This window comes from Natronomonas pharaonis DSM 2160, from assembly GCF_000026045.1.
Taxonomy (GTDB): domain Archaea; phylum Halobacteriota; class Halobacteria; order Halobacteriales; family Haloarculaceae; genus Natronomonas; species Natronomonas pharaonis.
In genome coordinates, this window is the sequence record NC_007428.1 from 1 (window position 1) to 23,486 (window position 23,486).

37 protein-coding genes and 1 CRISPR repeat array are annotated in these 23,486 nt (G+C 60.6%); of the genes, 19 read left to right on the forward strand and 18 right to left on the reverse strand.

All coding sequences use genetic code 11. The features are described from left to right. The first annotated feature begins 26 nt into the window (after positions 1-26). Positions 27-570: a CRISPR direct-repeat array (repeat unit 37 nt; unit sequence GTCGAGACGGACTGAAAACCCAGAACGGGATTGAAAC). 427 nt (positions 571-997) lie between these two features. Then, on the forward strand, positions 998-1,258 hold the full coding sequence (locus NP_RS13835) for a DUF7386 family protein (RefSeq protein ID WP_011323351.1): 261 nt from the start codon (positions 998-1,000) through the stop codon (positions 1,256-1,258). A gap of 232 nt (positions 1,259-1,490) precedes the next feature. Next, on the forward strand, positions 1,491-1,673 hold the full coding sequence (locus tag NP_RS14280) for a helix-hairpin-helix domain-containing protein (protein WP_083761672.1): 183 nt from the start codon (positions 1,491-1,493) through the stop codon (positions 1,671-1,673). A gap of 344 nt (positions 1,674-2,017) precedes the next feature. Here NP_RS14280 and NP_RS13840 read toward each other — a convergent pair whose 3' ends face one another. The 5 genes from NP_RS13840 to NP_RS13860 form a co-directional block, all read right to left on the reverse strand. Next, the gene (locus NP_RS13840; protein ID WP_332370221.1) at positions 2,018-2,383 is read right to left on the reverse strand and encodes a type II toxin-antitoxin system HicA family toxin; all 366 of its coding nucleotides are present in this window, start codon (positions 2,381-2,383) and stop codon (positions 2,018-2,020) included. Next, positions 2,265-2,519, reverse strand: coding sequence for a type II toxin-antitoxin system HicB family antitoxin (locus tag NP_RS13845; protein WP_011323353.1), 255 nt, complete (start codon positions 2,517-2,519; stop codon positions 2,265-2,267). The genes NP_RS13840 and NP_RS13845 overlap by 119 nt, the downstream gene beginning before the upstream one ends. A 271-nt stretch (positions 2,520-2,790) precedes the next feature. Further along, on the reverse strand, positions 2,791-3,699 hold the full coding sequence (locus NP_RS13850) for a hypothetical protein (protein ID WP_011323354.1): 909 nt from the start codon (positions 3,697-3,699) through the stop codon (positions 2,791-2,793). Positions 3,700-3,701: 2 nt separating this feature from the next. After that, entirely contained in the window at positions 3,702-4,214 is a 513-nt protein-coding gene (locus tag NP_RS13855; protein WP_011323355.1) for a hypothetical protein, read from the reverse strand. Beyond that, positions 4,204-4,458 (reverse strand): hypothetical protein, encoded by a 255-nt coding sequence (locus NP_RS13860; RefSeq protein ID WP_049939591.1) that lies wholly within the window; start codon positions 4,456-4,458, stop codon positions 4,204-4,206. Before NP_RS13860 ends, NP_RS13855 begins: the two co-directional genes overlap by 11 nt. 115 nt (positions 4,459-4,573) lie before the next feature. Between NP_RS13860 and NP_RS13865 the strand changes: the two genes are divergently transcribed. From NP_RS13865 to NP_RS13945, 17 genes are all read left to right on the forward strand, one after another. Continuing rightward, entirely contained in the window at positions 4,574-4,894 is a 321-nt protein-coding gene (locus tag NP_RS13865) for a hypothetical protein (protein WP_011323357.1), read from the forward strand. 3 nt (positions 4,895-4,897) lie between these two features. Further along, positions 4,898-5,224, forward strand: coding sequence for a hypothetical protein (locus NP_RS13870; RefSeq protein ID WP_011323358.1), 327 nt, complete (start codon positions 4,898-4,900; stop codon positions 5,222-5,224). Positions 5,225-5,277: 53 nt separating this feature from the next. Next, a complete protein-coding gene (locus tag NP_RS13875) occupies positions 5,278-5,481 on the forward strand; it encodes a hypothetical protein (protein ID WP_011323359.1) in 204 nt (67 codons plus the stop codon). 5 nt (positions 5,482-5,486) lie between these two features. Next, the gene (locus tag NP_RS13880) at positions 5,487-5,807 is read left to right on the forward strand and encodes a hypothetical protein (protein ID WP_011323360.1); all 321 of its coding nucleotides are present in this window, start codon (positions 5,487-5,489) and stop codon (positions 5,805-5,807) included. After that, entirely contained in the window at positions 5,800-6,435 is a 636-nt protein-coding gene (locus NP_RS13885) for a hypothetical protein (protein WP_011323361.1), read from the forward strand. Before NP_RS13880 ends, NP_RS13885 begins: the two co-directional genes overlap by 8 nt. After that, complete coding sequence (locus NP_RS13890; protein WP_011323362.1) at positions 6,432-6,749, forward strand: hypothetical protein; 318 nt, start codon at positions 6,432-6,434, stop codon at positions 6,747-6,749. The genes NP_RS13885 and NP_RS13890 overlap by 4 nt, the downstream gene beginning before the upstream one ends. Then, positions 6,742-7,722: a hypothetical protein gene (locus NP_RS13895; RefSeq protein ID WP_011323363.1), complete on the forward strand. Its 981-nt coding sequence runs from the start codon at positions 6,742-6,744 to the stop codon at positions 7,720-7,722. Before NP_RS13890 ends, NP_RS13895 begins: the two co-directional genes overlap by 8 nt. 1 nt (position 7,723) lies before the next feature. Beyond that, positions 7,724-7,954, forward strand: a complete 231-nt coding sequence (locus NP_RS13900; protein WP_011323364.1) for a hypothetical protein — start codon at positions 7,724-7,726, stop codon at positions 7,952-7,954. 1 nt (position 7,955) lies between these two features. Continuing rightward, positions 7,956-8,213 carry a hypothetical protein gene (locus tag NP_RS13905; protein ID WP_011323365.1) on the forward strand — a complete coding sequence of 86 codons (258 nt, stop codon included), beginning with the start codon at positions 7,956-7,958 and terminating at the stop codon, positions 8,211-8,213. A 102-nt stretch (positions 8,214-8,315) separates the two neighbouring features. Then, entirely contained in the window at positions 8,316-9,002 is a 687-nt protein-coding gene (locus tag NP_RS13910; RefSeq protein WP_011323367.1) for a hypothetical protein, read from the forward strand. Positions 9,003-9,043: 41 nt separating this feature from the next. Beyond that, entirely contained in the window at positions 9,044-10,744 is a 1,701-nt protein-coding gene (locus NP_RS13915; protein WP_011323368.1) for a hypothetical protein, read from the forward strand. Beyond that, entirely contained in the window at positions 10,741-11,148 is a 408-nt protein-coding gene (locus NP_RS13920; RefSeq protein WP_011323369.1) for a hypothetical protein, read from the forward strand. The genes NP_RS13915 and NP_RS13920 overlap by 4 nt, the downstream gene beginning before the upstream one ends. Next, complete coding sequence (locus tag NP_RS13925) at positions 11,145-11,489, forward strand: hypothetical protein (RefSeq protein WP_011323370.1); 345 nt, start codon at positions 11,145-11,147, stop codon at positions 11,487-11,489. The genes NP_RS13920 and NP_RS13925 overlap by 4 nt, the downstream gene beginning before the upstream one ends. An 11-nt stretch (positions 11,490-11,500) precedes the next feature. Next, a complete protein-coding gene (locus tag NP_RS13930; RefSeq protein ID WP_394296338.1) occupies positions 11,501-11,842 on the forward strand; it encodes a hypothetical protein in 342 nt (113 codons plus the stop codon). Positions 11,843-11,855: 13 nt separating this feature from the next. Continuing rightward, positions 11,856-13,259: a hypothetical protein gene (locus NP_RS13935; RefSeq protein ID WP_011323372.1), complete on the forward strand. Its 1,404-nt coding sequence runs from the start codon at positions 11,856-11,858 to the stop codon at positions 13,257-13,259. Next, positions 13,256-16,366, forward strand: coding sequence for a mediator complex subunit 15 domain-containing protein (locus NP_RS13940; RefSeq protein WP_011323373.1), 3,111 nt, complete (start codon positions 13,256-13,258; stop codon positions 16,364-16,366). The genes NP_RS13935 and NP_RS13940 overlap by 4 nt, the downstream gene beginning before the upstream one ends. A 42-nt stretch (positions 16,367-16,408) precedes the next feature. Continuing rightward, positions 16,409-16,621, forward strand: a complete 213-nt coding sequence (locus tag NP_RS13945; RefSeq protein ID WP_011323374.1) for a hypothetical protein — start codon at positions 16,409-16,411, stop codon at positions 16,619-16,621. 138 nt (positions 16,622-16,759) lie between these two features. Here the strand turns inward: NP_RS13945 and NP_RS13950 are convergent, their stop codons facing one another. The 13 genes from NP_RS13950 to NP_RS14680 form a co-directional block, all read right to left on the reverse strand. Then, positions 16,760-16,948 carry a hypothetical protein gene (locus tag NP_RS13950; protein WP_011323375.1) on the reverse strand — a complete coding sequence of 63 codons (189 nt, stop codon included), beginning with the start codon at positions 16,946-16,948 and terminating at the stop codon, positions 16,760-16,762. Between the two features lie 546 nt (positions 16,949-17,494). Further along, on the reverse strand, positions 17,495-19,369 hold the full coding sequence (locus NP_RS13955; protein ID WP_049939594.1) for a DUF7845 domain-containing protein: 1,875 nt from the start codon (positions 19,367-19,369) through the stop codon (positions 17,495-17,497). After that, complete coding sequence (locus NP_RS13960) at positions 19,366-19,677, reverse strand: hypothetical protein (protein ID WP_011323378.1); 312 nt, start codon at positions 19,675-19,677, stop codon at positions 19,366-19,368. Before NP_RS13960 ends, NP_RS13955 begins: the two co-directional genes overlap by 4 nt. After that, positions 19,677-20,168 (reverse strand): hypothetical protein, encoded by a 492-nt coding sequence (locus NP_RS13965; protein WP_011323379.1) that lies wholly within the window; start codon positions 20,166-20,168, stop codon positions 19,677-19,679. The genes NP_RS13960 and NP_RS13965 overlap by 1 nt, the downstream gene beginning before the upstream one ends. Further along, complete coding sequence (locus NP_RS14535; protein ID WP_148215447.1) at positions 20,168-20,410, reverse strand: hypothetical protein; 243 nt, start codon at positions 20,408-20,410, stop codon at positions 20,168-20,170. Before NP_RS14535 ends, NP_RS13965 begins: the two co-directional genes overlap by 1 nt. Positions 20,411-20,655: 245 nt before the next feature. After that, on the reverse strand, positions 20,656-21,720 hold the full coding sequence (locus NP_RS13970; RefSeq protein WP_011323332.1) for a tyrosine-type recombinase/integrase: 1,065 nt from the start codon (positions 21,718-21,720) through the stop codon (positions 20,656-20,658). After that, entirely contained in the window at positions 21,717-21,923 is a 207-nt protein-coding gene (locus tag NP_RS13975; RefSeq protein ID WP_011323333.1) for a hypothetical protein, read from the reverse strand. Before NP_RS13975 ends, NP_RS13970 begins: the two co-directional genes overlap by 4 nt. Further along, positions 21,913-22,182 carry a hypothetical protein gene (locus tag NP_RS13980; protein WP_011323334.1) on the reverse strand — a complete coding sequence of 90 codons (270 nt, stop codon included), beginning with the start codon at positions 22,180-22,182 and terminating at the stop codon, positions 21,913-21,915. Before NP_RS13980 ends, NP_RS13975 begins: the two co-directional genes overlap by 11 nt. Continuing rightward, complete coding sequence (locus tag NP_RS13985) at positions 22,179-22,418, reverse strand: hypothetical protein (RefSeq protein WP_011323335.1); 240 nt, start codon at positions 22,416-22,418, stop codon at positions 22,179-22,181. The genes NP_RS13980 and NP_RS13985 overlap by 4 nt, the downstream gene beginning before the upstream one ends. Further along, positions 22,418-22,609, reverse strand: a complete 192-nt coding sequence (locus NP_RS13990) for a hypothetical protein (RefSeq protein ID WP_011323336.1) — start codon at positions 22,607-22,609, stop codon at positions 22,418-22,420. The genes NP_RS13985 and NP_RS13990 overlap by 1 nt, the downstream gene beginning before the upstream one ends. Beyond that, positions 22,609-22,875, reverse strand: coding sequence for a hypothetical protein (locus tag NP_RS13995; RefSeq protein WP_011323337.1), 267 nt, complete (start codon positions 22,873-22,875; stop codon positions 22,609-22,611). The genes NP_RS13990 and NP_RS13995 overlap by 1 nt, the downstream gene beginning before the upstream one ends. After that, complete coding sequence (locus tag NP_RS15130) at positions 22,872-22,997, reverse strand: hypothetical protein (protein ID WP_011323338.1); 126 nt, start codon at positions 22,995-22,997, stop codon at positions 22,872-22,874. The genes NP_RS13995 and NP_RS15130 overlap by 4 nt, the downstream gene beginning before the upstream one ends. Further along, positions 22,994-23,143, reverse strand: coding sequence for a hypothetical protein (locus NP_RS14680; protein WP_158303760.1), 150 nt, complete (start codon positions 23,141-23,143; stop codon positions 22,994-22,996). The genes NP_RS15130 and NP_RS14680 overlap by 4 nt, the downstream gene beginning before the upstream one ends. Positions 23,144-23,486 lie beyond the last annotated feature (343 nt).

The following is a 23,486-nucleotide window of genomic DNA, read 5'->3' on the forward strand; positions in this document are numbered from 1 at the left end:
GCGTGACTGAAGACTTAGAGTTTGCGGTCGAGACGGACTGAAAACCCAGAACGGGATTGAAACATTACGGCGAATGGACGCTCGATATGACGTTTGACGATGTCGAGACGGACTGAAAACCCAGAACGGGATTGAAACGTTGCGGTCGACGATTCAGGCGACCAACTCGAACGTCGAGACGGACTGAAAACCCAGAACGGGATTGAAACAAAGATACGCTCAGGCGTTGTCTCCCGCAACCCATGTCGAGACGGACTGAAAACCCAGAACGGGATTGAAACAACGTCCCTGATTCAACGCGGATTGGGTCGGTTGCAGTCGAGACGGACTGAAAACCCAGAACGGGATTGAAACTGAAGGTAAAGATATCGTCGTCAATCATGAAAACCGTCGAGACGGACTGAAAACCCAGAACGGGATTGAAACTCGCTAGTCATCGGTCAGGCCCTCCGGGCTGGTGGTGTCGAGACGGACTGAAAACCCAGAACGGGATTGAAACCGTCGGCGTCTCGCTCGACGACCGTGCCCGTCGAGTCGAGACGGACTGAAAACCCAGAATAGGATTGAAACCTGCCGGTGAAGAACGCGCGGAGCGGCGGCAGCGGTCACAGTAGACAGAAAGCCACTGATTGCGCTGAATAGTCCGAGCTGCTCGTATTGAATTGCCCTGATGCTTATTCTCGATGCTGCTCAAGCAACGCCGATGACCTGTGAGAAAGACAACAACAGTCGGAACAGTTCGATAGAGGTGTGTCCGGAGGTCGGCGAAGCGGTGGTTTCGGTGCGGGACCGTGGGGTCAGAGCTGAATGTATACGACCATCCCGATGTATGCACACTTCGTCGTCTGCTGAGCGAGTCGCGTGTATAGATCGAGCCGGTGATCGGCACGATCACGCCGGCCGCCGAGCGACGGCCACGACCGGGTATATAAAGAACAGCCGCTCGGTCACCGCAGAACGACGCAACCGAATCCCCCGTATGCACGGAGCTATATAAATGGGTGAACGAACGACCCTCAGACTGTCCGACGAACGGAAGCACCTACTCGATCAAGCAAGCGATATCGTGGCGTCCGACCCATCGGATGACCCGCCGAGGAGTGACGTCATCGACGCCGCACTGACGCACCTGATCGAATCCCACGAGAACCTCGAAGACGTCCGCGACAAGTACCCGCCCGGCGAGGTGAAAGACTGCTGCAACACGTCCGTGCTGCAGCTCCGGTACCGAACGTCAATCGAGCAGCGCTGGCGGTAAGAGGCTACCAACCTGAGAGGGTGTCATAGAACAGTTACCATACCAAAGAGCAGAGCCTGTCATAGAAAACTTCGCACGGTCTGTCTATCCGACTCTTGTCAAGACCTGCGTGCAAGATACACAGCGCGTATCTTACATAGCGGATATTTGGATTCTCCCAAAGGTCGGGCTACACGAACGAAGGTAAACCGATACAAAAATATAATATAGTCTATAACATTAATCAGTAATTATGAGTGATCCATTTACCGAAATCCGGTATGTTGGGGATCACCGGGCAGATGTCCTGCGAAATGCCGGGTACGACTCTTTAGATGAATTGAGTCAGGCGTCAAGAGATGAAATAGCGTCGATAGATGGATTTGAGGACGGAATTGCAGAGAGAGTTGTTCGGCACTTCAAAAACGAACAATAAACAGGACGATTAGACATGAGTGAGTAGCAGGAACTTGAGGCTCTGTGCTGAATAGATGCTCTATATCTTGCATACCACCTCAGATATCAATCGTATCTAGTAGTTTCTTTTTCGCCCAGTACGCAGTTCTCTAACCGGCTGAGACTGATTCTATGACACGCTATTACTGGAAAATTCGCATGTGACAGAATCAGCACACGGTTAGCAAATTGCCGAGCTGATTAGCTCTACTGTAGCGGTCGGACTAGTTTAATTGGCGCGACGTGATGGACGGACAGATTTCGACCGTGGAGCACGTTTGAGCAGTCTGGTGAGGCCGCAGAGCCAGCCCAAGAACGTCGAAGCTAACTCGTCCGGTCGACCCACTGGCAGAAGTCGTGAAAGTCGTCGGCACCCGCTTGTTTGGCTATTTGCTGCAGCGTCCCGACTGGGATCGGATCGGCTTTCGGGACCGTTACCGTCCGCACCTCGCCCGTTTCGTCATTCTCGTATCGAAGCGTTGTGTGGCTCCCCTTGCCACCAACCGGTACGAACCCGTGTTTGGTGAGCGTCTTAATCACGTCTCGCGAGGAAAAGCTCGTCCGGACCACACTACTCGAGCCACGGTGGCGAGCCATTTTCGCCGATCTCGACATCGATTCCTTGGTCCTCAAGATACGCTTCAGGATCGTCAATCCGCTCGCCGTCGCCAAAGTGGCTATCCAAAGCATCGGCGAGCTCGCGAAGCGCCTCAGCCTCGGTGTCGCCGAACGAGGCTACGCCCGACTCAACGTGTCGGGCCGTTACACGACCGTCGTCCTCGTGAACGAATTCGACGCCGGCCGGAGGCTCTGATACAGTCGCCATACTTCACATAAGCTATCGAGTGTTGTAAACTCACCGCCCAGCCGCTCGGTGCCGGCAGCGTAGGAACTCCTCAACGCGCGCGCTTCGCGGAGGTCACCGGTCCCTGACCGAACAGCGAGTTTCAGACCCCCCGCCCCCGCAGTACGCGAAATGGATTCCGGGTCGGACATCGAGGCCGTGCGACCCCCGGCCTGCCCTGTTAGAGCTGACCGTCTCATACTGTTAGCGCGTACGTACATACACATACCCTGCCTACCGCCGTTAGTAACAGTCAATCTCGGACCTCCGATGCAATCTGAGACACGCGTCCACGCGAGACCTCGCAGGCCTCCAGACGCGCGACATCCTTGCCGGTCATCTCCGTATCACGGTAGACCGATGCGATCCACTTGTCCCGCTCTTCCTCACGAGCCTCCTTCCGGGCTCGTTCGACCATCTCGTTGACCTCGCTTTGTCGCACCCAGTTCGACCCGTGGTCCCCGTCGTCAAGCCGGTCGTCTTTCAGCGCGTCCATGTATTTGAACGACTCCGAATCGTCCATGTTCGGCCACTCGAAGGTCTGGAGCGTCTCGTAGTACAGGACGCGCTTGGTGGGATGGATACGCTTCTTGTAGACACGAGCGAAGCCTCTGCGTTCGATGTTGATCCAGTAGTCCGCCAGCCGCTCGAAGCGGCTGTCTATCTCCTCCGGCGACGGCAGGTTGACGAAGGCGATAATCTCCCGAACACGGGCCATCTGCCACCTTTCGGCCGCATCGATGTTCTTGTTCGAGTTCGACCGGCGGGCATCGAACTGCTCGCCTTCCTCCATAATCGTCGCCGAGCCCGGTGGAAGGTGCCCGTAGAAATCCAAGAACTCGAAGGGGTCGATAGTCGTCTTGTGTTCGCTGAAGCCCGCTGCCGACGTATCTGAAACGTAGCCGAGGAAGTCACAGCAGTTCGACTTCCCGATGCCGGTCTGGCCGTCCTTTGCCGTGACGAGACACTTTGCGTCCCGATTCTCAGCCTTTCGCTGTGCCAACTCGCGGAAGAACGGTCCGTTGAAGGCTCCGAATAGCGACTCGGCTGCTTCGGTCGGTGCGGGGTCGGCTTCGCGCTTCCGGAGCTCGGCGGCAAGGTCGGCATCGAGGACTCCGTCGAGGTCGTGCGGCTCGTGGCCGTGATCGACGCTGACTGCCATCGCTAACTCCCTCCGGGGACCTTTTCGAGGGCATCATCCTGCCCTCTGGCTTCGAGTAGCGCCGCGAGGTCCTCGTGGCCGATATCATCGTGCGGCGTTGTCTCGCGCGCCTGTGCGCCGAAGCCGAGCTTCTTCGCCAGATCGTCGAGGTCCTCGGTCAGCTGTAGAATCTCCTCAACGGGGATCTCGGTAATCGCTGGGACAGTTTGGGTTGAGACGCCTCGTCCCCGACCGGCTGACGGCTGATGCCGTTCGACACGTTGACCGAGGCGCTGCCGTAGCGGTGCGATGTTCGGGAAGTCGCCGTCGTCAAGCACCGATTCGTCGCGGAACTCATACAGGACGTCGTAGTACTGGATGCAGGCGGCGGCTAACTCCTTGTGCGTCTGGACGCTGACCTGTCCTTCGACGCCTTCGTCCCAGTACTGATTCCGGACCATCTGTACGCGACGGCGCATATCGTGAATCATCCGCCGTGGCGCTCTGTCCTGCCGCTCGTCGTCGTCACTCGACATCGATATCGACCTCCGTTCCGGTGTCGTCGACGGGCTCGATCCAGATGCCGCCCCGGTACGTCTCGACGCGGACGGTTTGTCCCTTGTCGAGATTCAGCGTCATCGTAGCGTACTCGGTCAAGTTCGCGTAGAGGGCGGTGTTGCGCTGCTGGACAGTTCGCTCTTCGGTGTTGAGCGGTTCGTGACCGTCAGTGTACTGTCGGCGGTGGGTTCGGACGGGTTTACTGCATTGATTGGAGGCCATCGATTCGGAGTGCGCGGTGTTGCAGTAAAAGTCCCCGGTCCTGATGCAACAGCTATCCCCGGCCATACAGGAACCGGAGTCAGGCTATATGCCGTCCCATATTCAACGGCTACTCATGGCTGGTCAAAGCCAGAGTTACGTCAGCAAAGGCGCTGGCGCAGTGGAAGGAGTGTCGAACCGTACCGGGCTATCGGAGGCTCGTATCATGGGCACCGTCCGTGTCATCGGCGGTGCGATGATCGGCATCGCGATTCTCGCCCTTGTTCTGACCGAGGTGTTCACCCTCGAGGCGATGGACATCCAGGAGGGGCCATTCAGCGGAGTCGTCGATAGTCTCGAATCGACCGGGGGTGCTGCTCTCGGGCTGCTCGTCATCGGGCTGTTGGTTGCTGCTGCCAACCGCGTGATGGGCTTCTTCGGCAGCGGGGGCTTCTGACCAATGTCGGCGTCGTACGCCCACCGCGGTGCTGACGCCGTCGAACACGCGAGCGACGCAACCGGCGTTTCAGAGGCGCGCATTATGGGCACCGTCCGTGTTATCGGCGGTGCGATGATCGGCATCGCCGTCCTCGCCCTCGTCCTGACCGAGGTGTTCAGCCTTGAGCAGTTCGCTCAAGACGCTGACGGAAACTACGAGGGGCCATTCGGTGGTGTCCTTGACAGCCTCACGTCGACCGGTCCGGCAGCACTCGGGCTGCTGGTCATCGGCTTACTCGTCGCCGCGGCCAACCGCGTGATGGGCTTCTTCGGAGGCTCTGGCTTCTGAGCAGTCCATCCTGAGGCACCGCTTTTCGACTACTTTCCAACCGTCACACACCTATGAGAGGAAGCGTCTGGACCGTCGTCGTTCTGGCCGTCGGCTTAGCGATGCTGCCGTTGATACTCGATTTCGGTGACGCCGAAGGCAGCCTGACGGCTGACCTCTTCGGCATCATCGCTGTCTTCGACGGCATCCTTGGACTGTTGGTCCTCGTCGCCGCGATGGCGGCGTTCGTGGCGTACTTCCAGAGCGACGGGTTCTGAGAACGATGTACCAACGCTATTACTTCGCGCTGGCGGTCGGCGCGACGCTGCTGACAGCGGCGTGGCTGTTCCGACCGGACGAGCGTACCACTATCACGAGCTTCGGTGCATTCGTCAGCTGGAGCTTAACCGCCCTCGTCGGTGGTGAGGTCGAGCGCGTGACCAGCGACGGGAGCGTCGTCGCCGCTCCGGTTCCCGCTGAGGTCCGGTGGCTGACGTTCCTGTTTGCACTCCTGTCGCTACTCGCGCTGATTCTGTACACAGTCGGCGTCTACCCGCCGAACACCGACGATGAACCACTGAGTGATTCACAGACCAATGGATAGCGAAACGCAAGAACACATGGACGCACAGGAAGACCGGCAGCTCACCGCTAGCAGCCAGCAGGCTGTTATGTCGGCTGCTGCCGAGAAACAGCACCGGAAGCTCGAAAACAGCCACTTCCTCAACGAGCTTCGCGATTCGGATCTCGGTGATTCGGAGCTCTTCGAGTGGCTGGAAGACGAACATCCGACGTGGTTTTCCGGGGCGCATGCCGTCTCGAACCGCGGGGATACGTGGGACGATGAAGCCGACCTGCTCATGTTCAACAAGCGTGAGCGGGCACTGGCAGAGAACCGCCCTGGGCGGCTGCTTCGCGGGCGGCCATTTCTGCTTGCGACCGCGCAGGGAGCCGAAACGCCACAACTCGATGCCTACGACCAGCCGGGTATCCCTGGCGACCGGCAGTACTGGAAGCGGAAGACGGCTGACAAAGAATCGGCCCGCCGGCCGATGTCCTCCGAGGAGCAGAGCCGCCTCTACGGCGCTGCCGAGGTCGCCGCCGACCTGATGGCACTGTCGAAGAACGCTGCCGGTCTTGATGCGACCACGACCGCCACGACCGAAACGCGCGTTCGGCGCGAAGAGCAGGAAGAGGGAGCTGCATCGCGACTCGGGAGGTTCTACGAATGACCGCCGGTAACGATAGCGACCAGCCCAAGACGATGCTGGAGTACCATTTCCGGCGACTGTCGCGGAAAATCGTGGTAGTGGCTGGCCTCGTTATAGCGAGTCTCTTCGTGGCAGCCGGCATGATCGTTACGCCGTTCGACTCGGTGGTGGGATTGATACTCACACTCGCTGCGATTGCTGTACTGGCCGTTTGCCATGCGATTATGGAAGACGGGTTGCTGCGCCGCGGACTGAATAAGTTGCCTGGGGGTTCTCTCTCCGAACTCAAGCGCCCGGACGAACGCGAGCCTGCTGGAGGTGTCGCCGATGACTGACGACGACCTTCCGGGCGACGACGTCCTCGACGACGACCTGCTCGAAGACGCGGAGACAGAGGACACGGACCCTAAAACACGTGGAAAGAAAGCCGGCGAGCGAATGCGGCAAAAGACAGAGAACTTTGTCCTCTGGACCGGCGGCGTCGCCGGTGGCCTAACCAGTACCGCGTTCCGCATCGTACCGTTTACCGGTAGGCTGTTCAAGCGGATGGCGGTCAAGAGCATCGAGAACTACCACAAGAAGGCCGGCGGTGACGCGGTCGGTATCGTCGCCAAGGAGGGCCAACAGATCGACCTCATTCCGGTCAAGTACCGAACTCCTGAGGAGGTCGACGAAGGCGAAAAGGCCGGCTGGAAGGCCAAAGGAATCGACAAGGTCTGGAACCCCGGACCGGAAGGCTACTCGGTCAACTACATCGGCCGGACGCCGACAGTGCCGCTGCAGCGCGACGATCACGTCGAAGCCGGCTGGCTCAAACCCCGCATCGGCACGGCCATTGAACTCGACAACTACTGGCCGCTGTTCGTCAACCCGGACATCACCGCAAACATCGACTACGGTGCGGCCGGCGGGTCACAGCGGGCTCGTGCTGACGGTGGTATCAACGATCCGGCAGTGAGCTTCGAGCTCGACTCGCCGGGCGAGTGGGCCGGCGACAACATCATCGATCTCGACAGTGGGGACGGCTACGACGGGATGCGAATCTCGTTCAACAAGGCCAAAGAGTGGCGTGCCGAGACGACGACCTCCGAGTCGATGCAGATGCAGGAGGACCGCGGGTTCCTTCGTGGACGGCTCTCTGGCGACGAAGGGCCGTCGCTGTTCAAGTTGCTGCTGCTCTGTGCCGCCATCATCCTCGGCGTGCTGGCTATCGTCTTGATTGGTCCGCAGCTTGTCGGCGGCGAAGACGGCGGGTCGTCGATGAACCCGCTGCTGGTCAACAGCCTGATGGCCTTCGGGGCGGTCTGAGATGTTCGGCGCGTTCATCCGCGCCGTGCTTTCTGCGGGCGCAGCCGTGCTTATCGCCGCGATACTGTCGTTCATTCTTGGATTCTTTCTGCCGTTTCTTGGCCCCGAAGACGAGCTCCTGTATCGGAGCTTCGCGGCGGTCGCCGAGCACAACCTGCTGGTGATGATGCTGGCCGTCTGTGCGGCGCTGGTGGCCCGCGCCGTCGTCGAGGCGCGGCCGGGAGGGCTGTGAGATGTCGGCGTGGCTGCGGTTTGGCTACGGTCTGATGGCGACTGTCGGGCTGGCGGTTGGCGGACTCATTTACCAGCAGGTGTTCGTCGCCGAGTTGCTCCCGATTGCCCCGACTGAGGGGCCGTTCGCGACACCTGTCATCTGGCTTGACCGCCTTGTCCCGGTGATTCTGGTTGGATTGCTACTGTTCGTCTGGGCGTGGGTGATTGCGGGCTCCGTCCAGGAAGAGCGGACGCTCGATAGGAGGCGTGTGCGATGACCGACGAAGAACTACAACGGCTGCGAGATGAAGCGGTGCAGGAACAGCGGGGTCGTAATGCCGAGCGACCGCTTGCAGCAACGCGAACCGAAATCAAGACCCATGACTGACAGAGTCGAAGAACTTGAGAGCCGAGTCGAACAGCTTGAGCAAATAATCGAATCGCAATCGGCAGGTCCGAGCCGGCGGAGCGTCCTCGCATCGCTGGCTGGCGTCGCTGGCGCTGGGGCGCTCGGCGCTGGCGTCGGGAGTCAGCGGGCAGCGGCGCAAGAGGCAGTCGGGCAGGTCGGCACTGAAGCCGATCCAGTCGATTTGTTTGCCAATTCGATAGACGCGGAGTCAGCAAGCATCGGGGAGGTTGCAGGTCTGATGTACTCAACCAGCGACCAACCCATCCCGGACAATACATCAACACAGGTCGAATGGAATACTGTCGAAATAGAGGACAGCGATATTGTGGATGCTGATACTGGCAACGACCGTTTCGTTATTCAGGAGGACGGTACATATTACGTTGAGTCAAGTATTTTGTGGGGCACTGGTCTGAGTTGGGGTGAAGGTGATCGAGCACAACTGTCAATACAGGGGGATGTTGGGCTTTTTATTAACCGAACCCCAGCCCATGTCGGGTGGGTAGGCGAGGAAAAGCATATGAAAATATCCCGCGTTTACGAGATTTCGGAGGGTGACAGTATTGAGATATTTGTTGAACAACGAACAGGGGGTGAGGTGGAGCTGCGGCACTTTAGCGGTATGACAAATGCGTTTCAGGTGGTGAAGCTCGGATGAGTGACCACACCGACGCTTAACGATAAACACAACTGACAAAAATGAACGAACGCACCGGCCTCGTCGTGGTCGCGGTCGTGCTCATCGGCCTCTTGCTACCGGCCGGTGCAGCAATTGCTGTTGACCTCGGGACATTCGAGGCCAGCGAAGGAGTCGTGCTTGAAACAAACAGCGGCCTCACGGTCGAGCTCTCGGACAGCCAGGAGTTGCCAGCCGTCCCGTTCGCCGACGACGAAACAATTGCCGTTGATGGAGTTGAGATATCAGCCGACGGAAGCGCTGAGGTTGCGGTTTCGGATGCAACATTCGACGGCGATAGTGCGTCTGTCTCAGAGATCGACGCCACTTCGTCAGACATCTCAATTGCTCGTGACGATGTTGTCGAGGTTACTGTCGGCGGCGGCGTTGGCGAAGTCACGCTGCACGACGCTGAGTTAGATAACGACGAAACTGATATCGAGATATCTGGGAACTCTGAGATGCAATTGGAGCTGCACGGGACAGGATTTGATGGCGGGATTCAATTAGTTGATGCTGATGGGGATCAGGTTGGCGGCACAACGACAGCAATCGACGGTGAGACAATTGACCTTGCTGCCGGAAGCTACGAGCTTCGGCTTCAGGACGGTCCGTCACAGCTTGAAATCCGGGATGAAACCAACCCGGAGACTCTGCTTGATGACGACGAAATTGATCTCCGCGTTCGCTTTTTCGGGGATGATGAGCAGGTGTTTGAGCGGACGGCTACCGATGGCACGGTTGACCTAGATGGGTTGCCCGCCGATGAAGAGCTCGTTGTCACCGTTCGTGATGAGAATGCGGACTACGTCTGGCGGCGCATCCTCATCGACTCGATACTTGACCAAAGTGCAATTTATCTGCTACCGGCCACGGAACCGTCGTCAGAAATCCGCTTCCACCTGCAGGACGACACCGGCCGCTTCCCATCGGATGAAGCGCGGCTCTTCGTCGAGAAGCCGCTAACCATCGACGGAGAAACGACCTACCAGATTATCTCCGGTGATGAGTTCTCAGCTGGTGGGGAGTTTCCGACAACACTCGTCGAAGAGGAACGATACCGGCTGCGTGTCACCAACGATGCCGGCGAGGAACGGGTGCTCGGCGCGTATACAGTCACCGGGCCCGACAATCCCTCAGTGACGATTGGCACTGTCAACATCGCCGGCGATGTCGAAACGGAGCCAGTCGCACAAGCGTCGCTTCGCGCCGCACCACCGGATGCTGACTACGAGTACGAAGCCCGCGTCATCTATATCGACGAGGAGGGCGCGACTGACGCACTTACAATCGGTATCGAGAGTGAAGCCGGCGAGACCGTCCGGCCTGAAATTGAGGAATCTGGACCGTACGGTCGCTACATCGAAACCTACCCAATCTACGACCACAACTTCGACCCCGAAGAGGACTCGCTTATTGTCCACGTTGAGGCCGACCGCGGGTACCAAGGCACCGAGACGTGGGATATCCCGGTCGGTGACTTGCCAGACGTGCTGGCTGACGCCGATATCGACCCGTGGATTCTGGAGTTGATGGGTTGGGTCTCGTTGATTGCACTGGCAGGTCTCATCGTCATCGTCTCGCCGTCGCTGGCAGCCATCGTTACAGTCGGCTACGCGGCGCTGTTGACGGCCATCGGCATCCTACCCATTCCCGGCGTCGCCATCGGTGTCGCCGGGTCAACGGCCATCCTCTACCGGCTTGGCGGGGGTGGACTCCGATGAGGACCATCGGCGTCGTCGCATTCGTGCTGTTCCTCGGGTTCAGCGTGTCGATGCTGTCGATGTCCGGCATCGGGCCGGCTATCTTCGGCCAAGACACCGACGACGAAGTCGGCCTCGGACCGCAGGAGGACCTGGAGCAGGCCGCCGACGACGCAAGTGTCGATGAGGGTGACGAAGGTGGTATTGGGGCCGATGTCGCAGCCGAAGACGAGCCGACAACCATCGGGTTCGTGCTCGAAGGTGCGCAGTTCGCTGTCGGACTGGTAGCTTCGATAGCCGCGCTGCCGTTCACGCTGATGAATCTCGGTCTCCCGCGGTTCTTTGCCATACCGCTCGGGATGGTCCTGCAGATTGTCGGCGCAGTCGGGCTCTTTCAGTTCCTTACTGGGAGGGAGTGGATATGACGACGCCCGACTCTCCGGAGCTCGAGGACAGCTCACTCGCGTGCTTCGGGCAGGGGACTGAAGGCGACCTCGTCGAGTGCGTGACGACTGACCTGTCGGCAGCGGCCGGCGGGACGACGATGATGGGGCTACTCATCGGCGGGACGCTGCTGCTGTCGCTATACATCGCCGGCGACGGCGATCCAGCGGTCCCGACCGTCGTCACGATCCTCGTCGGCGGCACGCTTGTCCCGATGCTCCCGCCGCATCTCACGCCGTTTGCCTACTCGATAGTCGTTCTCGGCATCGCCTTCGGCGGGATGGCCGCCGCACAGCGCTGGCTGCTTCGCGGAGGGTTCTGACAGTGCGACGGATGCACCAGTTGATGGCGCTGCTGTCGTTTCCGCCGGTGCTGCTGCATGAGCTGACGCACTACGCCGTTGCGCGTCTCAGGACCGATGACGCCGCCTTCGAGGCCGAGGTCTTGGGCTCCGAAGCACGGGCCGTCTGGCGGCCGCTGGACAGTCCGCTGTGGCGATTCCTCGCGTTCCTTGCCCCGACGCTCTTCGGAGCGCTGCTGGCCGGCCTGTGGCTCGCCAGCGGCACTTCCTTCGAGGGCTGGCGTGCTGTCGCCGGCGTCGGGCTCGCACTGTACACACTCCCCTCAGTCGCTGATATACGCGGCGCGCTGGGGCGGCAACAAGCGCAGCAGTAACTACACCACAACTATGCGAACCTTTCAAAACACATCTGTAACGGAGGTAGAGTTCGGCCGTCTCGACTACGCACGTCAAGCCCGTGACGAACTCCCCAACGAGGCACTCGACGTGGATGACGACGGCCGTGAAAAGCGCCTCATCGTCGACAAGGACGCCATCGACAGGCGGACGATGTCGAGAGTCGAGGGGCTGGCTGCCGACAGCCGCGACTCCGCCCGCGGCGATATGCACGGCCAAGCCGAACTGACGCAGTCGGAACGGAACCAACTCGACTTCTCGCGAACGACGATTCCGGAAGCACGGACAGCGAAGGCGTCGCTGCAGTCCGAAGGTGTCGACGACTGGGTCGCACACTTCGACCCCACACTGACAACATCGGAGATGGCCGACAAGGCCCGTGACTCGGCAATCGGTGGCGGCCAGCGGATGGACGCCGAAGACAGCGTCCGCGCACAGGACCGCCGCCACGCCGAAGCCTTCCGCGAAGTACAGGGACAGGCAGAACGGCGAGCCCGAGATGGCTGTGAACAGGGCTTCGAGGATGCCTGCGACCAACTCGTTGAAGAGTTCGGCTTCGAACGCGCGGAAGCTGAACAGCTCCTCCGGCAGCGACAGGCGGAGGCCGTTGCACAGGCCGACCTGCAAGATACGAGTTTTCTCCGGGCAGCAACGAATGGCCGGTACCTGCAGGAGCCGCCGGAGCCAGCTCCGAACGCGCCCGGCTGGCGGAAGGCATCGACGGGGCGCTTCATTGGCTACGACCTGGTCGACCCGCGTGCAAAGCGACACCCCGAAACCGGTCATATCGCTGAAACCGACCCGATAGAACTCTCTCGCCGGGAAGCCAGAGCGCGATACGGCGACCCGGACGGTGGGTCGACTTCACCGGGCAGCCGCGAGGAAGCCAAACGCGAAGCCCTCTTCGAGTTCGAACCGATGGATCGCGGAGAGGACATCATGGCCCAAGCGGCGGCGGCTGATGTCACTCTCTCACCCGATGAGGCAGACCCCGAATACCCAGCCGGAGCGACCGGGCGGACGGCGATGGGCGGGTTTAATCCCCACTACGGCGGCGAGGTTGCCCCAAACACGAACACACCGCTCGATGAGACGCCGCCCGATATCGCACGCGGCGACGATCCCTTCGACATGAGCGAAAACGGTGGACTACTCAGTGACGACCGCGACCGTCAGGGAACACTTGACGCCGGTCTCGATGCCGGCACAACCCGCGACCGGAGCGGCGAAATAGCCGGGTCGGCTGGCTTCGAGGACCGTCGCGACGAACTGCAGCCGGACAACGACGCCGGCGAACAGACTGGGCTCGTTGAGGTCGAGAGTGACATCGGCGACGGACAGACGGACCTCTTCGGCGGCAGCGCGACGGAAACGACAGGTGGTGAGTACCGATGACCGACGATGATGACGCACAGAGCCGGAGCGGGACAGCCGAGGAACGACGTGAGGCCCGTCGTGGCGGCGGCAGCCGGCAGCGACAAAGACAGATTCAAGACGAAATCGCCGAGCAGTACGGTGTCGATAGAGATGAGGTTCGTGTTCGCGGCACTCAGCAAGGAATCGAACGGGAGCTCACCGAAGCCGGCGCGACGACCGCGGCGGAGACAACGCGGGAGCGCTTCGCTGAGAGCGATTTCGTTGAGCCGGATGATGTCGACGTCGACGTGCAACGACAGGGTGCCCGCGTCGACGCTCGTATCCCAGAGGACCGACAGCAAACAGTCGCCGAGCGGGCGCGCGAGGAACTGACAGACAGCCCAGTTGTTACTGAGCAGGATGTCGACGTTGAGGTCGGTGAACGCGGTGTTGAGGAAGGCGGCCTTACAGAAGAAGGCGAAGAGCGTGTTGAGCAGCGTCAAGAGGCGCTTGAACAGATAACAGAGGCAGATATCGAACCGACCGGGCGGGGACTCGCCATCGACACGCCCGACGCCGAAATCCTGCGGCAGCTGTCCCAGATGGGCGACACGCCGGGGGAGATTCTCGACGACCCTCGAACGTTTTCGACGAACGCGCCAGGGTTGGGCGACGCTGCCGGGTATAACATCTCAGTTTACCGGAGCGAGAGCCGGCGCGACAGCGTCGGCGGCATCTCGTTTGAGGACCGCTCCGAAGTTCGTGATGTTCTTGAGGCAGCAGCGGAGCTGCCCGACCGCACGCTCGCCGAGTTGGATGATGATCCACTCTTCGCAGGTACGGGCGATATAGCCCGGTATCGTGCCGAGCGTCGCGGGCGCAGACAAGCTCGCGAGCAGGCGCGCGAGGCGTTCGACGATATCGACGATATCGACCCGGCCGGCATCGATGCGACAGCAGAGGGCGAGATTATCGTTCAAGACGAGGAGGGCAGGACGCGAACCGGTGATGATATTCAAGCGGCTGCGGAAGGCGCGGCCGAACTTGAACGCGAGCACAGCAGGGTGGATGTTCCTGACGCCGATGGTTCAGCAGCCGCACGGACGGAGCCAGACATCGATGTCGGCGTCGAAGACGTCGAACAGGAACTCCGTGACCGCGTCGAGGACGATGTCGAGCGGATTCGCGTTCGCGAACGTGGGGATGGGCTCGTCGGTGCAGCGACGACGGAAGCTGGGGAGACCCAAGTCGTCGGTGTCGGCGTCGACGACGAGACGACGCGAGCATTCGCCGAGGATATCCAAGAGAGTCGCCGAGACCGACAGCGTCGCAACGTCGCTGAGCAGTTCGACGAGGACCTCGGCGGCGTCGATGTCGATGAAGACGATCTCGTCGAAGAGGAAGATGAGGAAGACGGCGAGATTACGCTCGGCCTCGGCGAGGATGTTCAGCAAGAGGCGGCAGTTGCACAGGCTGCTGACGAGTTCGAGCAGTTCGACGAGGACGATTTGGAGACGTTTGAGGAGGATGATGGCGACCTCGGCGTCCGTCCCGAAGCGTCGGCCGTTCGGGAGCAGGCCCGCGAAGAGGCGGCTGATGAGTTCGGCACTGGTGTTGGCCCGGACGATGTGGAGCTCCGCGAGGAGGACGGCGAGCTCGTCGCCGAAGCGGAGGTGCAGACCGCCGAGCCGCAAACGCGCGAGGAGCGCGTTCTTGACACCGTGACCGGCGGCTTCACCCGCGAGGTCCGAGACCTGCAAACGGATACGCCGACTGAGGAGGATGTGCTGCCGGACATCCGTGAGGGGTTAGAACCGGATATTGATGTTGACGATGCCGACCAAGACCGAGACGTCGTCGACGAGATTTTCAGTGGGCGAACTGGCGGCATCGCGGCAGCCGGTGGGGCAGCAGTCGCCACGCCGGAGCCTGTTTCGACGACGGGCGGCGCGGTGGCGTTGGGAGCCCTGACTGTCGGTGCAATCGCCGCCGACACCGCCCGTCGTGCTGGCGTGTTCGAGCGTTCGGAGCTTGACCCGGCCGAGCAACGACAAGTCGAGGAAGTCGGGCTCGGCGCTGTCGCCCCTGAATCCGAGATTGATGTCGCCGACCCGCAGACAACGGCTGAACTGGAGGTTGGCGACACCCGGACGACAGAGCTGGAGCCGACGGACGTGACCGACCGCAGTGAGTTGGGTGTAGCGCGCGACGGCGACACGACTGCCGACCGCCAGCCCGTCGACGACACGGTTGTCCCGGGCGAGTACCCACTCCCCGGTCGCGACATCGCGCGTGACCCCGCTCAGGACCGCCCGGAGCGTGTTGACCCAAGCGACGTGCTGGGGGACGTACAAGCCGCCACAAGCGTGACTATTGGCGATACTGTCGGCGACGCTGTCGACGGCGAGCAATTCCGCCGCGAGCGCACGGGCGTCGGGACGATGGATGAGATTATGGACGAGGTGCAACGGGATATCGACGAGCCCGTTCGGCGGGATCGTGGCGGGGCGTTCCGGCCGGAGCGGGAGTTTCCCACCGGCGCAGGGGCGGTTGTTGGCCGCGAGACGGCGCGTGTCGGAGAGGCACAGCGCCCCGGCATCGAAACTGGACAAGACCAGTTCACCGGCGCTGCGGCAGGCCAGCCGCCCGCACAACCCATGACTGGTGCGTTCGAGCGCCAGCAGCAGGCGCAGCGACCGCGCGTATTTGAGCGGACCGGCGTCACTTCAGGATCCGATATCGCTACTGGTCCGCGCACCGGTGTTGAGCCGGAGACGGGGCTCGGTGTTGATACTGGCCTCGGCACTGATATCGCGACCGAGCCAATGAGTACACAGATGACAGGGCAGCAGATGCGCATGGGGCAAGCGCAGCAGGCTACGGCCGAGCCCACGGCAACGCAAAACGTGTTCGAGCAGGCTCAGCCAGCAGAGACGGCGATGCCCCCGACGCAGCAGTTTCAGCCACGGCGACGGCTACCGCGTCTAGGCATCAACCTGCCAGCGACGGAGATTGAAGAGGAGCAAGAAGAGTTCACCGCCGACGACGAAACATTTGGGACCGGGTTCCAAGACGCCGACGACGCCTTCAGCGGCTCGGTATTCGACGACGACTTTGAGTTCGATGGTGACGGCTTCGGGCGCTGACGCCTCCGCACTTTTTTGCTGTTTGCGCGTGTCGCTTGCAATATGTTCGAGACGGTGGTACCAAAACTTCGAAAGTGGGTCCGTTTGCTGGCGTTCTTTGGTGGCTTGGCAGCCGTCGGCTTCGGGATCTACTCGATTCTTGTCGAACCGCTGTTTCTGGTTCCAGGGCCGGCGGAGCCGACTCGGGGCATCGAAGCCGAGTTGCTGCTCATCGTCGGCGGGTTCATGTGGTGTCTACTTGTCACAAAAATCTGATTTCAAAACACCATATTCGTCAGGATGAAATAGGCCAGAAAGCCGAGCACAATCACGAGCACGGCGATTTGTGCTGCGGGCGGGAGCTCTTGGATGTTCGTGGGTGATATATGCGTGGGGGGAGACTAAGAATCGGAGCTACAAGAGCTCCTCTTGGGAAACAAAACCGTCGTCGTCTTTATCATCGTCTTCGGCGTCTTGTGCCGCATCCTCGGTGAGCCGATCTAGAATTTCCTGACGTTCCTGTTCGCTGTAGCTCCGCTTGGTCTTACGTAGCTTCGTTCCGGGCATTCCGGGGATTTCCTTTTTTTCTGGTTCGTATTTCATATTCTGTCTCTCCAGTTGATCGGCTCGGTCTCTATCGTGTGCTCGCGTATGTTTTCTTGCTTGAGCGAAATAGATTCTTCCCTTTCCATCAGATCACTTCGGTTCTGGGTGTTCATGTTCTATAGCAGATACTTGCTGCGTAGTTAGCAACCGATCCGCGCCGAGGAAGACGACTGGGTTGTCGGTTCCGTGGTTCGTTATGGCAGCTACGCCGACGGTCATAGTTGGTGGACCAACCCAATTGATAAAAAACCGATGTTGGAATCGGGACAGATGTGTTACAGACCTTCATTTCGTCTGTTTCGTGTGGTGCGGGTGCGGTAGTTTTTCTGCGAAGGCCGGAGGCCTGAGCAGTCTTTGTGCTCTTAAGCACACCCCCGTAGGCCCTCCCGCCCACGAGCCGCAAAATATCCGCCGTCGACGTTCGGCGGAGCGGCTCTCGAAGGCGGTCGCGGCGCCACGATCACGGCGGACTCCCGGCTGGCGCGCGGTATCTCTTATAAAAAGACGAAGCGAAGAACAGTGTTGCCACTCGGAAGGGCCGCGTCAGTGGAGGGCGTCGACCTCGAGCTTCCCGAGCAGCTTCGTGCGGCCGCCCTGATTTACGCCAACCCACTCGCCGATATCGACCTTCTCTCCGTCGCGGTCGTAGTACGAGACCTCTGCCGATGCGAACTGAGCAACGTCGACGCTCTGGGTCATATCAGCCGCCTCGTAGCCGGCTCGCAACACAGACAGCAACTCGCTCTCGGTGAGGTTCCCTCCGACAATCGCGACGCGGAGCTGGTCGCTCCACCGGTCCGACGACTCGGCGATCTTCACTCCCCAGCGCCGGGCCCACTGACCGAGCGCGCTGTCCTCGTCGATCTCGTTCCTCCCGGAGGCCAACAAATCAAGGCCTTTGTTGACTCGGTCGAGGCGCTGCTCAACGCCGGCGAGGAGGTCCTGGACGCGGTCGCGAACGACCTCGTCGGCCAGTTGGATACTATCGAGACGCGAAAACAGCGTCTCGAACTTCCGGACCGTTCGTGATGCCGTCGACGACGACACGCCGGCTTCTTCAGCGAGGTCCTGGAGGCGCTCGAATGCGCCTTTCTCAGCCGCCGCTCCGAGCACGTCCTTCTCGGCGTCGGTCGGCGGCTCATCAAGAAGCTCGTTCGTCACCACGTCGCGCTCCGCATCGGCGACCTCGTCGATAGGGTCCGGAACGAGTGTCAGGTCCGAAGCGACATCTGGCTCGAGGCGGGCATCGGCATCGAAATGATCGTCAGAAACGAAAGCATCGTGGCCGGGGGTTCGCGGGAGCTCCGCCCAATCGAGAACGTTCATCAGTAGACTCTGTAGACGCTTCGATAGCAGTTTCCAGCCGACGTCCGGGGAACCGTCACCAGCGTCCTCTGCAAACCATGGGAGATGACCGCAGTAGGTGTACTCGCGGTTGTACTGGACCTCGATCTTCGGATGTTCGGTCGCAGTGTCGGAATCTGTGTCTTCTCCAGGGTGCTTCATCAGGTAGCTTTTGATGAGCTTCCCAACATCGTGCTCCTGATACAGATGGGATAGCTGTTCAGCATCGAGGGCGACGTGATGTCGGCGACCGAACGCCTCCCCGTTGTCCCATTTCAGCTCTCCACAGCCACTGCGCTGCCGTTCGAACTGTGACAGTCGGTCGAACAGCGCCATCTTCCCGATGACGAGTTCGTTGACGAGTTCGCGCTGACAACGGACGTAATACTCCAAGCCCATAATCCGACTCCACTCGTGGACAGCGTCAGCCTCGAAGTAATGGCTATTGACGCCGATGTTACTGGCGAGGCTCTGCAGGAGCTCCAGGACGATCTCGGGGTCGACGTTGCTTGCTTGGACCTGAACGCGGACGCCTTCCGGGAGCGTCTCCGGCATTGACCGGATGCGATTACCTGTCTCAGCGTGACAGGCTTCAGGAAGCGCCGGCCGGAACTGAAAGTTGACTCGCCGATTCCGCTTTTCATCGTCAGCATCGTAGATGGGAATCTGATATTCGAGATAGTTATCTCCTGAATCCTGTTCCCTGGTTGCGATGCTGCCGTCCCAGTAGCGGATTGTCGAGTTGTCGTAGTCGTCGACACTGTCGATACCGTGGTCGATCTTCCACGTCGTTCCGTCGCACTTGAACTCAGCTTCGAGATCCGGCTCGAAGGCGGAGACGATGGCGAAGTAGGGCCGCATCCCATCGACGTCTGGTTTTGTCTCAAACGGAGCAAACAGCAGATGAGCGTTTAGTCCGTGGACCTGCGGCTTGACCAGCTCCGGGCCGGCGTGCCCATGATCTTCCGACTCGTACGGGTCGATATCCTTCTCTTCCTGGTCGTCTTCGACTTCGAAGCGACCGCTCGGTTCGGCCTCGTCGAGCGCAGCGAACTCGTCTTCGACCGAGGTCACTGTCCATCACGCTCCTTAACAAAGCCGTCGTGGCCGTACTTGATCGCGCGCCGACGCTGTTCGAGCTTCCGGATGACGTGGTCTCGGTCGCGACATCTCTTCTCGACTTTGAACCAGTAGGCGAGTTCTTCAGGATCGTCGATGCCTTTGACGATGGACATCGCTGTGGCGAGCTCCGGCGTCTGCCCTGGTCCGGTATCGAGGCCGGATTCGGAGCGGGTGTGCAGCCACCGCGCCGGGTTGTAGCCGAGTTCGTCCTCAATCTGCGGAAACTCGGGAACATCTTTCGTCCCTGCATGTCCCCGCATCAGTCATCCCCCCGGCGAGGATGGAACCGGTCATCAACCTCGACCCACCTCCGGTCCGTCTTGATGTGGTCGACCCAGTCCTCCAGTGTCGCGTGGGCGGGGATGGTGCCGCTATCGACGAGCTCCAGGTCGGCGTCAACGACGATGATCGTCTCGGCTTCATCGTCGCGACGGCCAGGAACGATGTAGTGAGCGAGCCCGCGGTGGTCGACGCCGATGCGCTCGTAGCGAACCTTTCGCTCGAGCTCCGGCGGCGCGTCGTCAAGCTTTAAGAAGGAATCATCAGCGGCGAGGTGACGGACATCGAGTTGGTCAAGGATGTCCCAGTCGCCGCGGTCACAGTCAGCCCACAGTGCGAGATGGAAGTCACAGAACCGCTTGCCAGCGATAGTGCCGGGGTCGGGGACGCAGGCAACCGCGTCCTCGTCGCAGCACGGGTACTCGCAGTCGGCCTCGTGGTCGACGGGGCCGGGAGTCCGCGACAGCGACATCAGTCCATCCCTCCCTTCTCGGGGAAGCACTCGTCGTGCGTGCAGAGTGAAAAGCGGGCAAACGGAAGCAGCGACGGGATATGCGCTTCCCGCCAGTCGGCGTCGCGCCCACTTTCACCGCAGGCCGGCATCGGTTCGTCCGAATCAGGGCACTGGCGGTGAAGACAGCGGGAGTGTTGGCTCGATTTTCGGACGCCGGTTGTTGGGGTGTCGCGCTTCGATGTCTGCTCGGCGCGACTCATGTGCGGCACCCCCCATCGTCGAGTGCCGGGCAGCGCTGCTCAGGTTCGGTAATGTAGCAGCCACAGAAGCGGCAGATTTTCGGTTCGACGGGGCCGACCTCATCGGCACTTTGAGGCCGGCTCATGGCCGCTCACCGCCGTGGTGAGGCCCAGAAGTTACTTGTGTGTGTTTACTTGAGGTACCAAAAACCTTTAAAGTGGTATGGGTTCGGGCAGTATTGAACTGCCCGCGGGCGGTTTTGGACTTATTCGCGTTCTGATTCATTGTTGAGTGAAAGCTTCTCAAGCTGTGGTCGACGGCGATTCTCCATCTTCTCTCGGCGGGCTGCCTTGTCGTAGTGCTTCTCGATGGTCCGCAGCGAAGCGTTGACTCGCTCGGACGTGTCGTTCGGATCGAAGCCACGATCACGATGGAACGTGATCGCACCCGTCCGAACAGCGTGCGGGCTCCTCGAGGACGGACACTTGCTCGAAGCCGCTGAGGATGTCCAGTCGCAGAACTCTCGGCGCTTGTCGTGCGGGCACGGCTCGTCGGTATGCCAGCATGGCTGGGTCGCCTGGTAGACCCACGCCCGAACCGTGTTCGTCGACGGCCGGGCCTGCTGCGACCGCGTCGTGAACAGTGGCGCACGACCCTCCTCGTCGTGCTGCTCGATCCGGTGCTCCTCGATGTAACACTCAAGCGCCTCGGCGACCACCGGCAGAATCGCAACGTCCCGCTCGCCGTCCTGCTTGTTCTTGAGCGGTGTTCCCTGCCGCGGCCGATGCCGGAACTCAAGGACGTGAAACTCGCTATCGAAGTCCTCGAGGTCAAGCGCTCGAATGCCCCCGATTCGAGCACCAGTGTGCCAGATGACCTCCAGAATGGCGTGCCACTTCGAGCCGAAGAGGTCGTTCGACTTATCGCGAAAAAACAGCAGCAACTCCGTCGCATCCTCAGTCGAGAGCTTCTCATCGCGGGATTGCTCTTCCACGGTCGCGCGGGGGACGTGGACCGATTCGTGGAAGCCCTCGGGGAGCGCTCCGATGTCCTCACAGAACTTAACGAAGCGCTTGAGAAGGCCCATCTGGTTCTCGAGGCTGGTCGGTTCGATCTCGGCAGCGCGGTCGTCCTGGTAAAGCTCGAAGTCGATCTTCTCGAGCTCCGAAACCTGCTCGATGCCTTCGGCGTCACACCACTGGACAAACTGCCGAAGGTCCAGACGGTAGGTCCGGACCGTCGACTCTGCCTTATCGCGGCGCATCCGACGGACGAACCGCTTGACGGCATCGGAGACAGAGAGCGCTTCTGGGTCGGATCGGCGAGTCACGCGCCACCTCCCGGCAGCTTCGAGTCCGAGCCAGCCTCGATGAGCGGCACATCCGGGACGTAGTCGACCTCGTTGCTGTGCCAGTAATCGTCCGACTCGACAGCGGCACGGGCCTCGCTAATCGAATGGTACGCACGTTGCGGGCGACCCTCCGAGTCGACCGTGTAGTGAATATGTGTCTCGACAGTCCGGTTACTCGCCATCGTCGACGGCCTCCCGAAGTGTTGTCTGTGGCGTGTCGTCGATGACGGTAACTTTCCCGTAACAGCACTGCGGTTCGCGTCGGCTGTCGTAGTATGTGGCTTCGACGCGGAGGTTTCGCGGGCTGGCTCCGTGTTCGAGAATCGCCTCCTTAACGGCATCCTGTGCGAGACCGGCGAGCAGCTTGGCTTTTGATTCGCGGTCTCGCCAGAATGGGCAGTTCTCCCCGCCCCGTTTCTGCAGAATCTCGTCGAACGTCATTCTGCGACCACCTCCTGTCGTCGAACTGAGTCCCGCAAGGCGACTGAATCGACCTTCGAGCACTCGTAACACAGCTGGCTGTGTGGGTGGTCTCCGTCGCGACCGTCGATGGTGAACGTCTCAAGCTCGACGGCGTCGCGGTCGAAGGTCTCCCCGCAGTGCGTGACGCCGAGCAAAGACTCAACGCAGAAGCCGTTATGACCGTTGTCGAGATTGACGACGTAACCGGTCGTCATCAGTCATCGACCTCCGTTGGCCGCGCGGCGCGTTCTTGAGCGATTAGCGCGACAGTAACGATGAGCCCGAAGACGATTCCGAGCCCAGCGACCATCTCGCCGAGCGCTCCGAACCACAGCTGCGAAGCGGCCCACGTCACACCGCTCGCACCAGCGACGGCGAGCGCGACGATGGGAACAGCGTCATCCATCACTCGCTCACCTCCCGCCCGCCGACCGTTGCTTGGTCGCTGTACGCCGCGAGTGCAGCTTCGAGGATACCCGTCAGGTCTCCATCGATGGATTCGTCAATCGCTCTGTCGACGGTCTCTTGAATCTCATCGCGGGCCCTGTAGTCGACCGTGAGATCGGCTTCTTCGATGGCCTCGTCAATGAGTTCCTCAAGACGCTGTTGGTCGATATCGATAGCCTCCTGCCGAATCTTCTCCGCGTACCGATAGGCGATACCGCGCGTCATCGGTCCACGCTCCGCCCGCAGCGCGGGCAGTGTTGGATGTCGCTCTTGTCGTCGACGATGACCTCAAACTCAGCATCGTAGAGGCCGCAGGTGACCGTCACCGGCTCTGCTGTGGTGCTCATTCGCACCACCCCACGATGCTGATTTGGTCGCCATAGCGTTCCCAGAAGGTGCGGTTGCCTTCCGAGACCATCAGCGCGGTGTCGCCATGCGGCGTTTCGAACTTGAAGGCGTGCCGCTGTTCGCTGTCGGGTTGCTGTGCGTCCATACCAGAGCCGTCGGTTGTCGGTTTCATAACGTTCTGAGGGTGATTTTCGAAAACCAAGCGACTCCGCCAGAAAGCAGCGCGTCGGCGCTGCTGCTGGACAAAATCGGCGATTTTCGATATCTTTCGATAGTTTCGATTCGGCCCAGTCGCGCCCCGAGACTTATGCCGGGGTAGGTCGTTGCGTCTCATGTCGCGTGGATTGACGACACCCGGGCGGTGTTGGTCCCACCGCGCGGGACTCCTTTTCAGAGGCTCCACGCCGAGAGGCCCGAGTGTCGACAGTTATGCATCAAACGTTGCAGGTATAAATATTTACGTGGTAGCTTGCATTAGTGCGAGATAT